Origin of the sequence: Superficieibacter sp. BNK-5, from assembly GCF_047456055.1 — a bacterium.
Taxonomy (GTDB): Bacteria; Pseudomonadota; Gammaproteobacteria; order Enterobacterales; family Enterobacteriaceae; genus Superficieibacter.
The window spans coordinates 1,370,574-1,383,229 of the sequence record NZ_CP179893.1; the positions used below are offsets into that span (position 1 = coordinate 1,370,574).

Here is a 12,656-nt window from a genome sequence, read left to right on the forward strand (position 1 = left end):
AAAATGAGCGAGAAACGTTGATGTCGAATTCTTATGACTCCTCCAGTATCAAAGTCCTGAAAGGGCTGGATGCGGTACGTAAGCGCCCGGGTATGTATATCGGCGATACGGATGACGGCACCGGTCTGCACCATATGGTATTCGAGGTGGTAGATAACGCTATCGACGAAGCGCTCGCAGGTCACTGTAAAGATATCGTCGTGACCATCCACGCCGATAACTCCGTGTCCGTAACGGACGATGGCCGTGGTATTCCGACCGGTATTCACCCGGAAGAGGGCGTTTCGGCGGCGGAAGTGATCATGACCGTCCTGCACGCCGGCGGCAAATTCGATGATAACTCCTATAAAGTGTCCGGCGGTCTGCACGGCGTGGGCGTTTCCGTCGTTAACGCCCTGTCACAGAAGCTGGAACTGGTCATCCGCCGCGAAGGTAAAATCCACCAGCAGACCTACGTGCACGGTGTACCGCAGGCTCCGCTGGCGGTAATGGGTGACACTGACGTGACCGGGACTCAGGTCCGTTTCTGGCCAAGCCATGAAACCTTCACCAACGTGGTGGAATTCGAATATGAGATCCTGGCAAAACGTCTGCGCGAGCTGTCGTTCCTGAACTCCGGTGTTTCGATTCGTCTGCGCGACAAGCGTGACGGCAAGGAAGACCATTACCACTACGAAGGCGGCATTAAGGCGTTTGTTGAGTACCTCAACAAAAACAAAACGCCGATCCACCCGAATATCTTCTATTTCTCTACCGAAAAAGACGGTATCGGCGTGGAAGTCGCATTGCAGTGGAACGACGGTTTCCAGGAAAACATCTACTGCTTTACCAACAACATTCCGCAGCGCGACGGCGGTACGCACCTTGCAGGCTTCCGTGCGGCGATGACCCGTACCCTGAACGCCTACATGGACAAAGAAGGCTACAGCAAAAAAGCCAAAGTCAGCGCCACCGGCGATGATGCGCGTGAAGGGCTGATTGCCGTGGTTTCCGTGAAGGTGCCGGACCCGAAATTCTCCTCGCAGACCAAAGACAAACTGGTCTCCTCCGAGGTGAAAACTGCCGTTGAGCAGCAGATGAACGAACTGCTGAACGAATACCTGCTGGAAAACCCGTCCGACGCCAAAATCGTGGTCGGCAAGATTATTGACGCCGCGCGTGCCCGTGAAGCGGCGCGTCGTGCCCGTGAAATGACCCGCCGTAAAGGCGCGCTGGACCTGGCTGGCCTGCCGGGCAAACTGGCGGACTGTCAGGAACGCGACCCGGCCCACTCTGAACTGTACTTAGTGGAAGGGGACTCGGCGGGCGGCTCTGCTAAACAGGGGCGTAACCGTAAGAATCAGGCGATCCTGCCGCTGAAGGGTAAAATCCTCAACGTCGAGAAAGCGCGCTTCGACAAAATGCTTTCCTCGCAGGAAGTGGCGACGCTGATTACCGCGCTGGGTTGCGGCATCGGTCGCGACGAGTACAACCCGGACAAACTGCGCTATCACAGCATCATCATCATGACCGATGCGGACGTCGATGGTTCGCACATCCGTACCCTGCTGCTGACCTTCTTCTACCGTCAGATGCCGGAAATCGTTGAACGTGGTCACGTCTACATCGCTCAGCCGCCGCTGTACAAAGTGAAAAAAGGCAAGCAGGAACAGTACATTAAAGACGATGAAGCGATGGATCAGTATCAAATCTCTATCGCTCTCGACGGTGCCTCTCTGCATGCCAATGCTCATGCGCCAGCGCTGGCAGGCGAACCGCTGGAGCGTCTGGTGTCGGAATACAACGGCGCGCAGAAGATGATCAATCGTATGGAGCGTCGCTTCCCGCGTGCGCTGCTGAAAGAGCTGGTTTATCAACCAACGCTGAGCGAAGGCGACTTGTCCAGCGAGCAGACCGTGACCCGCTGGGTGTCGCAGCTCATTACCGTTCTGAACGAAAACGAGCAGCACGGCAGCGTGTGGAAATACGACATCCGTGAAAATGCGGAACAGCAGCAGTTCGAGCCGATTATTCGCGTGCGTACTCACGGTGTGGATACCGACTATCCGCTGGATCATGAATTTGTGATGGGCGCGGAATACCGCCGCCTCTGTACGCTCGGTGAGAAACTGCGCGGTCTGATCGAAGACGACGCCTTTATCGAACGTGGCGAGCGTCGTCAGCCGGTTGCCAGCTTCGAGCAGGCGCTGGAGTGGCTGGTGAAAGAGTCCCGTCGTGGCCTTGCTATCCAGCGTTATAAAGGTCTGGGCGAGATGAACCCGGAACAGCTGTGGGAAACCACTATGGACCCGGAAAGCCGCCGTATGCTGCGCGTAACCGTGAAGGATGCGATTGCCGCCGATCAGCTGTTCACCACCCTGATGGGCGATGCCGTTGAACCGCGTCGTGCGTTTATCGAAGAGAACGCCCTGAAAGCGGCGAATATTGATATTTAACCTGTAAACGCCCTGCCGGATAAGGCGCAAGCCGCATCCGGCAGGTGTTGCGAAATGCCTGATGGCGCTGCGCTTATCAGGCCTACAGAACCCCACCCGCACATGCGCATAAAAGGGGGCTTCGGCTTCCCTTTTCCATCCTCGTTTTCTTTACTGTTTTTTGAGCGGAATCGCGTTAGCATGAGTCAGGACTCATCTAATCGGGGATATCATGGCTATTAAACTTATCGCAATCGACATGGACGGCACGTTGCTGTTACCGGATCATAGCATCTCTCCCGCCGTTAAAAACGCGATTGCCGCTGCACGTGAGCGCGGCGTGAACGTGGTGCTTACCACCGGACGTCCCTATGCAGGCGTGCATAAGTACCTGAAAGAGCTTCATATGGAGCAGGAAAGCGACTACTGCATCACCTATAACGGTGCGCTGGTGCAGAAAGCGGGCGACGGCAGTACCGTGGCGCAAACCGCGCTGAATTATGATGATTATCGCTATCTGGAACAGCTCTCCCGAGAAGTGGGATCGCATTTCCACGCGCTCGATCGCAACACGCTCTATACCGCCAACCGCGATATCAGCTACTACACCGTCCATGAATCCTACGTTGCCACCATTCCGCTGGTGTTCTGTGAAGCGGAGAAAATGGACCCGGCGACGCAGTTCCTGAAAGTGATGATGATTGACGAACCGGCCATCCTCGACAAAGCCATTACCCGCATCCCGCAGGACGTAAAAGAGAAGTACACCGTGCTGAAAAGCGCGCCGTACTTCCTCGAAATCCTCGATAAACGCGTGAACAAAGGCACCGGAGTGAAATCGCTGGCCGATGCGCTGGGGATCAAACCGGAAGAAATTATGGCGATTGGCGATCAGGAAAACGACATCGCGATGATTGAATACGCCGGAATGGGCGTGGCGATGGATAATGCCATCGACCCGGTGAAAGAGATCGCTAACTTCGTCACCAAATCTAACCTGGAAGATGGCGTGGCATATGCGATTGAGAAGTTTGTGCTGAATTAATGATGCAGTGCCCCGGTCAGTGCCGGGGCACGGGCATTTTAGTTATTGGCAACAATAGCGACAACAAGTAACTGTAGCGGAGCAGTAATAATATCTGCGGTAATCGCAAAAGGTGTCAGCACGCTTCTCACGGCCGTATGATCGCCCGTATATTTAATTTGATAAAACTCAACCGTAAATGGATGATAGAATGTCATCATGTTTGCCTCCTTCTGATTTTTATTTTTTGTATGAATCGTTCCCTGTATTTTTTTCGTCAGGTGACAGGTCGAAGAAATACAAATAAATCCATGTTTCGCGATCGCTTTTTTATCGTCATCATTTTTAATGTAATATTGCAGATTAATATCACCACTGAAGGTTTTTTTATCTTTATCGATAATAAATTTAACTTCGCTTATGAACCCTCCTTTGCCGACTGACTTGTTGACTGAGAGTTCCTTGCGATCAATATTTTGATCCTGAAGCAGTTTAACCATTTCATCGCCGCCGCTGGTGAGAAGATAGTCAAACTGTTTACCCATGAAAACCCATTTTTCTTTCATGTCTGCATCTTTGGTTAAACCCAAACCGATGACAGTATCTGAGGTCCATTTCTGTTGGGTAACGCCTCCCCCTTCGGTGCTTTTATATAAGAGGACGGTGTTGCATCCAGATAATACAAATGCCATAAATAATATGGCAATATTAATAACATATTTATTTCGCATGATTTACATCCTTTTATGACGACGCCTGAAATCCAGCGGACAGATTACTCCATCTTTATCAGGGTGTCTTAATGTAAACGTAGCGAATTAATTCCGCACTGGCACATCGCTGATGCGGCTACGCATTATCGCCAGGCGAAGCCGTGGCTGCGTCAGCAATTTGGCCTTGAATATTTTCCCCAACAGCTTCAGCCGTAGTCCGCGCGTCGCCGAAAGGTAGCGCTTATTGGCATTGGGCTGGCCTGCGATAAGCACATCGCCTAATCGCTCCGCGCTGTCCAGTGCATAGCTAATTCCCTCCAGCGAACTGGCGCTGATAAACCCGGCCGCTTCGCCGATCAGAAACGCATTTTCCTGACCGCAGACAAAGTCGGCCCAGCGTGAAGGATACAGCACGGTGCATTTTTCCGTTTTGATGACCGGGCCAAATTGATAACCGCCTTCCTGCATCTGATCTTTCAGGGCTTCATAGCACGCCTGACCCTCTTTCATCGGGAATGCGCCGCCAAAAATGAAGTACCTATCTTTACTGATACTCCAGGCATAGCAATCGGTCAGGTTGTTATCAAAAACGCAGGAGTAAAACGGCAGGGCGTGTTTCTCGGCAAACCATTGCTGGATTGCGACATACTTGCGGATCTCATGATCGGGATATAAAGAACGGCGGACCATGGAATTTGCGCCGTCCGCGCCAACCAGATAGCGGGCGGTGATCTCCTGTTCCTCTCCATCGACGCTAAAAAGCACATGCCAGCGCCCCTCGTCGCGCCAGATCCGGCGGCACAGCGTGTCGTGATGCACCCGGACGTCAGAAGGGATCAGCGACTTCAGCCATAAATCAAACGCGTGGCGATTCACATTAATATAGCTGCGCTGATAATTGCGGGTCAGCCCCGACTGGCAATCCACGGTACGCACGCTGAAGATTTGCGGATTGGCGATTACGCTTACCGGTAATTTCAGGCCAGCGCGTATCAAAGAGCGCTGCGCATCCGGAGCCAGCAATCCGCCGCACGGTTTAGTAAACCCCTCCGTTCCCTGTTCCCGCTTTTTATCCAGTGCGATCACCCGCATCCTGCTTGCCAGTTGTCGGGCCAGCGCTGCGCCCGCCGGGCCGAGGCCGATAATCGCTACGTCGAAATGTTCCATTTTTTCACCTGGTTTAGGTTGCCATGGCGCAACATTACCCGGCGGCGGTGAAGTCTGCGTGAAGTGAAAAGCGGAAAACGGCACACAAAAATTTCTTAACGAATTTTTTACCAATTGTCGTTTTTGTGATCTGAATTGTAGTACGACACGTATTGATTGTACTACTATCCATTCACAGAACGATGAAGAACACACAAATTTGTACGTCAATGCTGGGGGTTTTTACATCAACGGGGATAAAGTAATGGTAGCGAAACCGCGTTAAGGACTTTCTATGACCATTACCAAGACAGACCGCATCATCGTTACTCTCGGGCGACAGATTGTGAGCGGCAAATATGTCCCTGGTGCCGCGCTGCCTTCTGAGGCGGATCTGTGCGAAGAGTTTGAAACCTCGCGCAATATTATCCGCGAAGTGTTCCGCTCGCTGACGGCAAAGCGGCTAATCGAAACGAAGCGCTATCGCGGCGCATTTGTCGCCGCGCGCAACCAGTGGAACTACCTCGACACCGAGGTGCTGCAATGGGTGCTGGAGAATGATTACGACCCGCGCCTGATTAGCGCGATGAGTGAAGTGCGTAATCTGGTGGAGCCTGCCATCGCCCGCTGGGCGGCAGAACGGGCAACCTCCAGCGAACTGGCGCAGATTGAGGCGGCATTAAACGACATGATCGCCAACAACCAGGATCGGGATGCGTTTAACGAGGCGGATATTCGCTATCACGAAGCGGTGCTCAATGCGGTCCATAACCCGGTATTGCAGCAGCTAAGCGTGGCGATCAGCTCGCTACAGCGTGCGGTTTTTGAACGCACCTGGATGGGCGATGAGGCCAACATGCCAAAAACGCTTCAGGAACATAAGGCGCTGTTCGATGCGATACGGCATCAGGACGGCAACGCAGCAGAACAGGCAGCGCTGACAATGATTGCCAGCTCGACCAGAAGGCTAAAGGACATCACATGACATCACGCTACATTGCTATCGACTGGGGTTCAACCAACCTTCGCGCCTGGCGTTATGAAGGCGATAATTGCCTGGAGAGCCGGCAGTCGGAAGCCGGGATCACCCGTCTGAACGGCCGCACGTTTGATGCGGTGTTGGCGCAGGTCACCGAAGGCTGGGCTGAGGAAGACACGCCGATTGTGATGGCGGGGATGGTGGGAAGTAACGCGGGCTGGGTAAACGTACCTTACCTTTCCTGCCCGGCGCGCCTTGCCGACATCGGCGAACAACTTACCCGCGTGAAGGAGAACGTCTGGATCGTGCCGGGCCTGTGTATCAACCGCGACGATAACCATAACGTGATGCGCGGCGAAGAGACGCAACTGATTGGCGCACATACGCTGATGCCTTCCGCGTTGTACGTAATGCCCGGCACGCACTGCAAGTGGGTACGGGTTAACGATGATCGCGTGGAGGATTTCCGCACGGTGATGACCGGCGAACTTCACCATGTGCTGCTTAAGCATACGCTGGTGGGCGCGGGCCTGCCGGAGCAGACCGACTCGCCGGAGGCGTTTAACGCCGGGCTGGAGCGCGGCCTGCAATCACCCGAGATTCTGCCTCGCCTGTTTGAAGTCCGCGCCTCGCACGTGCTGGGTGTGCGGCCTCGCGAGCAGGTGAGCGAATTTCTTTCCGGTCTGCTGATTGGCAGTGAAGTCGCCAGCATGGGCGATGATGTCCCGGCGCAGCAGGCCGTCACCCTTGTCGCCAGTCCGTCACTGACCGCACGCTACCAGCGGGCATTTGAACTTTTCGGGCGTCGCAGTCAGACGCTGAGCGGCGACGCCGCATTTCAGGCAGGAATAAGGAGCATCGCTCATGCAGTGGCAAAATAAACTTCCGCTTATCGCCATCCTTCGTGGGATTAAACCCGACGAGGCGCACGCCCATGTGGCCGCAGTTATTGAGGCCGGATTTGAAGCCGTCGAGATCCCCCTGAACTCCCCCGAGTGGGAAAAGAGCATCCCGGCGATGGTTAAGGCGTTTGGCGATAAAGCGCTGATTGGCGCAGGTACCGTGCTTAAGCTGGAGCAGGTTGACCAGCTCGCTGAAATGGGCTGCACGCTGATGGTGACGCCCAACATTAAACCGGAACTGATCCGCCGCGCGGTGGAGCACGGTATGACGGTCTGTCCTGGCTGCGCCACGGCGACCGAAGCCTTTGATGCCATTGACGCGGGCGCGCAGTCGCTGAAGATTTTCCCGTCTTCGGCGTTTGGCCCGGACTATATCAAGGCGCTGAAAGCTGTCCTGCCACCGGAAATTCCGGTATTCGCCGTCGGCGGCGTGACGCCGGAGAACTTAAAACAGTGGATTGACGCCGGTTGCGTCGGTGCCGGGCTGGGCAGCGATCTCTATCGCGCCGGACAGCCCGTCGAGCGCACCGCGCAGCAGGCAGCCGCATTTGTGAAAGCGTATCGAGAGGCTGTGAAATGAAAATTACCAAACTCACCACGTACCGTTTACCCCCGCGCTGGATGTTCCTCAAAATAGAGACCGATGAAGGCGTTGTCGGCTGGGGCGAGCCGGTGATTGAAGGCCGGGCGCGTACCGTGGAAGCGGCGGTGCATGAACTGGGCGAATACCTGATTGGTCAGGACCCGGCGCGAATTAACGATTTATGGCAGGTAATGTATCGCGCGGGCTTCTACCGCGGCGGTCCGATCCTGATGAGCGCCATTGCCGGTATCGACCAGGCGCTGTGGGATATCAAAGGTAAAGTACACAACGCCCCGGTCTGGCAGTTGATGGGTGGTCTGGTGCGCGACAAAATCAAAGCCTATAGCTGGGTCGGCGGCGACCGCCCGGCGGACGCTATCGCAGGAATTACCACGTTGCGTAAAATTGGCTTTGATACCTTTAAATTAAACGGTTGCGAAGAGTTAGGCGTTATTGATGATTCGCGTAAAGTGGATGCGGCGGTTAATACCGTGGCGCAAATTCGCGAAGCCTTTGGTAATGAAATTGAGTTTGGTCTTGATTTCCACGGTCGCGTCAGCGCGCCAATGGCCAAAGTATTAATTAAAGAGCTGGAACAATATCGCCCGCTGTTTATTGAGGAGCCGGTATTAGCCGAGCAGGCAGAATATTATCCGCGTCTGGCCGCGCAAACCCATATTCCGATTGCCGCAGGTGAACGTATGTTCTCCCGCTTTGAATTTAAACGCGTGCTGGAAGCGGGCGGCGTAGCGATTTTGCAGCCGGATCTCTCCCACGCAGGCGGGATCACCGAGTGCTATAAAATCGCTGGCATGGCAGAAGCTTACGATGTGGCGCTGGCACCGCACTGCCCGCTCGGCCCCATCGCGCTGGCCGCCTGTCTGCACGTCGACTTTGTGTCGCACAACGCGGTATTCCAGGAACAGAGCATGGGCATTCACTATAACAAAGGCGCGGAGCTGCTCGACTTTGTGAAAAATAAAGAGGACTTCAGTATGGAAGGCGGCTTCTTTAAACCATTGATGAAGCCAGGGCTGGGCGTGGAAATTGACGAAGAGAAAGTGATTGAGCTGAGCAAAAACGTTCAGGACTGGCGTAATCCGCTATGGCGGCATGCGGACGGAACTGTCGCCGAGTGGTAATAAGCCCAATAATGCGACGATAAAAAACGTCGCAGGCACGACATTATTTTTAAAAAGTATATACACCCTCTGTAAACCACAGGGCATGGTGAGTGGCCTCACCATGCCAAAATTCGGAGACAGATCGTTATGGATATTTCTGTAACTACTGCAAAAACCGGACGTCGTCGTTATTTAACGCTGGTCATGATCTTTATTACGGTGGTTATTTGTTATGTTGACCGCGCTAATCTGGCGGTGGCGTCCGCGCATATTCAGGAAGAGTTTGGTATTACCAAAGCGGAAATGGGTTACGTATTTTCAGCTTTTGCCTGGCTCTATACGCTCTGCCAGATCCCCGGCGGCTGGTTCCTTGACCGGGTAGGTTCCCGTTTGACCTACTTCATCGCGATTTTTGGCTGGTCAGTGGCAACGTTATTTCAGGGATTCGCTACCGGCCTGATGTCGCTGATTGGCCTGCGTGCTATCACGGGTATCTTTGAAGCGCCTGCTTTCCCGACCAATAACCGCATGGTAACCAGTTGGTTCCCGGAACATGAACGCGCTTCGGCGGTAGGTTTTTATACCTCCGGGCAGTTTGTTGGCCTGGCGTTCCTTACGCCGCTGCTGATCTGGATTCAGGAAATGCTAAGCTGGCACTGGGTATTTATTATTACCGGTGGCATCGGCATTATCTGGTCACTTGTCTGGTTTAAAGTTTATCAACCGCCGCGCCTGACTAAAAGCATCAGCAAAGCGGAGCTGGACTACATTCGCGACGGCGGTGGTCTGGTGGATGGCGATGCGCCGGTGAAAAAGGAAGAACGCCAGAAACTCACTAAAGCGGACTGGAAACTGGTCTTCCATCGTAAGCTGGTGGGGGTTTATCTGGGCCAGTTTGCGGTGACGTCGACCCTGTGGTTCTTCCTCACCTGGTTCCCGAACTACCTGACGCAGGAGAAAGGGATCACCGCGCTGAAGGCGGGCTTTATGACCACTGTGCCGTTCCTTGCTGCCTTCTTTGGTGTTCTGCTGTCCGGCTGGGTAGCGGATCGTCTGGTTCGGAAAGGCTACTCGCTGGGTATAGCACGTAAAACGCCGATCATTTGTGGGCTGTTAATTTCCACCTGCATTATGGGAGCGAACTACACCAACGATCCGATCTGGATTATGTCGCTGATGGCGCTGGCCTTCTTCGGCAACGGGTTTGCATCAATTACCTGGTCGCTGGTGTCGTCTCTGGCACCCATGCGCCTGATCGGCCTGACGGGCGGTGTCTTTAACTTCGTTGGCGGGCTGGGCGGTATCACCGTTCCGCTGGTCATAGGCTATCTGGCCCAGGACTATGGTTTTGGCCCGGCACTGGTTTATATCTCTGTTGTCGCTCTGCTTGGCGCGCTCTCCTACATTCTGCTGGTCGGGGATGTTAAGCGGGTAGGCTGATTTAAGTCATTACAATGCCCCGATATGCTAATCCGTATTGGGGCCATTTTACGGAATGTATTACCTCCCTTTACAACGTCCGAATTAACCTCGCCGGATTGCCCGCATAAATCCCTTTTATCGTAATCGCTTTCACCACCACGCTTCCCGCGCCGATGACGGCCCCGGCACAAATAGACGGTGCAAGGATAGTCGCGCCGCTCCCCACCGTGACATCATCGCCCAGCGTTATGTTAATCCAGTTTTCCGGCGTAGGGTCTGGCGCACCGCTTTTAAACAGGTCGTTGGCAAAGGAGACGTTGTGACCGATAAAACAGCGCTCGCCGAGGGTAACGTTTTCGCAAATGAAGGTATGCGACTGGATACGGCTGTCGCGACCAATCACGCATCCTTTTTGTATTTCGACGAAAGGTCCAACGAAGACATTATCCTGAAGCTCGCACTGGTAAATATTCGACGGACGAATTATCCGGACGTTTTTTCCCGCTTTGATGTCCCGAATGGCGCAATCGCTCAGTTCCATTAGTCTTTTCCTTTCATACCGTAATGACAGATAAGCTTAGCAGACCGTCTCCCGCTGGCAGGCGGCGGCACCTTGCGCTACCCTGATGCCCTCTCACGTAGCCGGATCTCGCCCATGAAACAACTCACCTTCGCACCTCGCCATCACCAGTTGACCAATATCCACACCTGGACGCCGGACAGTCAGTGGCTGGCGTTTGATGTGCGTCCCTCCGGCGCGTCATTTACTGGCGAAACCATTGAGCGCGTTAACGTCCATACCGGCGCGGTTGAGGTGATTTACCGTGCAACGTCGGGGGCGCATGTGGGCGTGGTGACCGTCAGTCCGCTGGCGGAAAAGTACGTTTTTATTCACGGCCCGGAAAACCCGGATGCGCAGTGGCATTACGATTTTCATCACCGTCGCGGCGTGGTCGTCGAAAATGGTGTTGCGGAGAACCTCGACGCGATGGATATTACCGCGCCTTATACGCCCGGCGCGCTGCGCGGCGGTACGCATGTGCATGTGTTCAGCCCGAACGGGCAGTTCGTCAGCTTTACCTATAACGACCATGTGCTGCACGAGCGCGATCCGGCGCTGGATCTGCGCAATGTCGGCGTGGCGGCACCTTATGGCCCGGTTGCACCTCGGGGCCAGCATCCGCGGGAATATGCCGGTAGCCACTGGTGCGTGCTGGTGAGCCAGACTACGCCAGTACCACAGCCGGGCAGCGATGAGATAAATCGGGCTTACGAAGAGGGCTGGGTGGGCGATCATCGGCTGGCATTTATCGGCGATACACTGTCGCTGGCGGGCGAAAAAGTCCCGGAGCTGTTTATTGTCGATCTGCCGCAGACTCGCTCAGGCTGGCAACACGCCGGAGATGCGCCGCTGGCCGGGACGGAAAAAACGCTACCAGCGCCGCCTGCGGGCGTGGTTCAGCGTCGTCTGACCTTTACCCATCAGCGCCGGTATCCTGGACTGGCAACGGCGGTGCGTCACTGGGTGCGGGCTAATCCGCAGGGAACGGCTATTGCTTTTTTGATGCGCGATGACGCAGGCATTATTCAGCTCTGGCTGATGTCGCCAGACGGAGGTGAACCGCACCAGCTTACGCATAATACGACCGATATTCAGTCGGCCTTTAACTGGCATCCGTCAGGACAATGGCTGGGATTTGTGCTTGAGGGGCGTATCGCCTGCTGCGATGCACACACTGGCGACATCACCTTTTTGACTACCGATCATGAAAACGCGCCTTCCGCCGACGCCATTGTCTTTTCGCCAGACGGTAAGCTTATCGCCTGGATGGAAGAAACAGACGGCTTCCGTCAGCTATGGATGACTGAAACCGGGCGCTGAATCAGGGGGAGGGCATCTGCGCGGGGGGGATCACCGCGTTGGTTGCCTGCGCATCCTGCTCGCTTTTTTCAACGCGGGATTTCACCGAGCTGTCGGTACGGAACATATCCCATGGCAGCAGGACGGTATCGACCACCGCAGTAAATGGCATATCCAGCAAGACCAGCGATTTTGTGCCCCAGTTAGTGTTGCTTCCCAGCATATTGCTGCTGGCCCGGGTGCCGGGATAAACCCCTTCTTTACCGCCGGTGTGAGACATCACGCTTGAACAACTGCACAAGCAGACTACGCCACTGACCAATGCCAGTCTGGAAACACCTTTTTTCATCATAATTTAATCATCTTTATGGCACTGCAAAAACGGCTTATCCGGGTTATAACGTCCATGGTTCAAAATGAAAAGCCCGGAAACGTTGCTCTGTGGCGGTAATCGCACTTTACCTTTTTGTGCGTTGATTCCAGTGTAT

Annotated in this window: 11 protein-coding genes and 1 pseudogene; 8 read left to right on the forward strand and 4 right to left on the reverse strand. The window is 54.5% G+C overall.

Annotation, left to right across the window (positions count from 1 at the left end; genetic code table 11):
* Positions 1 to 20 precede the first annotated feature (20 nt).
* Together gyrB and yidA are read left to right on the forward strand one after the other, a co-directional pair.
* Positions 21 to 2,435 carry a DNA topoisomerase (ATP-hydrolyzing) subunit B gene (gene gyrB / locus ACMGGS_RS06580; protein WP_414165483.1) on the forward strand — a complete coding sequence of 805 codons (2,415 nt, stop codon included), beginning with the start codon at positions 21 to 23 and terminating at the stop codon, positions 2,433 to 2,435.
* A gap of 211 nt (positions 2,436 to 2,646) precedes the next feature.
* Positions 2,647 to 3,459, forward strand: a complete 813-nt coding sequence (gene yidA, locus ACMGGS_RS06585) for a sugar-phosphatase (protein WP_414165484.1) — start codon at positions 2,647 to 2,649, stop codon at positions 3,457 to 3,459.
* A 38-nt stretch (positions 3,460 to 3,497) separates the two neighbouring features.
* Here the strand turns inward: yidA and ACMGGS_RS06590 are convergent, their stop codons facing one another.
* On the reverse strand, positions 3,498 to 4,169 hold the full coding sequence (locus tag ACMGGS_RS06590; protein ID WP_414165485.1) for a hypothetical protein: 672 nt from the start codon (positions 4,167 to 4,169) through the stop codon (positions 3,498 to 3,500).
* 87 nt (positions 4,170 to 4,256) lie between these two features.
* Positions 4,257 to 5,318 carry an FAD-binding protein gene (locus ACMGGS_RS06595; protein WP_414165486.1) on the reverse strand — a complete coding sequence of 354 codons (1,062 nt, stop codon included), beginning with the start codon at positions 5,316 to 5,318 and terminating at the stop codon, positions 4,257 to 4,259.
* Positions 5,319 to 5,592: 274 nt separating this feature from the next.
* Between ACMGGS_RS06595 and dgoR the strand changes: the two genes are divergently transcribed.
* The 5 genes and pseudogenes from dgoR to ACMGGS_RS06620 all read left to right on the forward strand — a co-directional run bounded on the left by dgoR (position 5,593) and on the right by ACMGGS_RS06620 (position 10,325).
* Entirely contained in the window at positions 5,593 to 6,282 is a 690-nt protein-coding gene (dgoR, locus tag ACMGGS_RS06600) for a D-galactonate utilization transcriptional regulator DgoR (RefSeq protein ID WP_176918522.1), read from the forward strand.
* A complete protein-coding gene (locus ACMGGS_RS06605; RefSeq protein ID WP_414165487.1) occupies positions 6,279 to 7,157 on the forward strand; it encodes a 2-dehydro-3-deoxygalactonokinase in 879 nt (292 codons plus the stop codon). Before dgoR ends, ACMGGS_RS06605 begins: the two co-directional genes overlap by 4 nt.
* Complete coding sequence (locus ACMGGS_RS06610) at positions 7,141 to 7,758, forward strand: 2-dehydro-3-deoxy-6-phosphogalactonate aldolase (protein WP_194207670.1); 618 nt, start codon at positions 7,141 to 7,143, stop codon at positions 7,756 to 7,758. The genes ACMGGS_RS06605 and ACMGGS_RS06610 overlap by 17 nt, the downstream gene beginning before the upstream one ends.
* Complete coding sequence (gene dgoD / locus ACMGGS_RS06615) at positions 7,755 to 8,903, forward strand: galactonate dehydratase (RefSeq protein WP_414165488.1); 1,149 nt, start codon at positions 7,755 to 7,757, stop codon at positions 8,901 to 8,903. The genes ACMGGS_RS06610 and dgoD overlap by 4 nt, the downstream gene beginning before the upstream one ends.
* A gap of 85 nt (positions 8,904 to 8,988) precedes the next feature.
* Positions 8,989 to 10,325: pseudogene (locus ACMGGS_RS06620) on the forward strand (MFS transporter).
* Between the two features lie 70 nt (positions 10,326 to 10,395).
* Here ACMGGS_RS06620 and ACMGGS_RS06625 read toward each other — a convergent pair.
* Entirely contained in the window at positions 10,396 to 10,848 is a 453-nt protein-coding gene (locus tag ACMGGS_RS06625; protein WP_414165489.1) for an acyltransferase, read from the reverse strand.
* Between the two features lie 114 nt (positions 10,849 to 10,962).
* Between ACMGGS_RS06625 and ACMGGS_RS06630 the strand changes: the two genes are divergently transcribed.
* Entirely contained in the window at positions 10,963 to 12,189 is a 1,227-nt protein-coding gene (locus tag ACMGGS_RS06630) for a DUF3748 domain-containing protein (protein ID WP_414165490.1), read from the forward strand.
* A 1-nt stretch (position 12,190) separates the two neighbouring features.
* Here the strand turns inward: ACMGGS_RS06630 and ACMGGS_RS06635 are convergent, their stop codons facing one another.
* A complete protein-coding gene (locus ACMGGS_RS06635) occupies positions 12,191 to 12,520 on the reverse strand; it encodes a YceK/YidQ family lipoprotein (RefSeq protein ID WP_414165491.1) in 330 nt (109 codons plus the stop codon).
* Between the last annotated feature and the right edge of the window lie 136 nt (positions 12,521 to 12,656).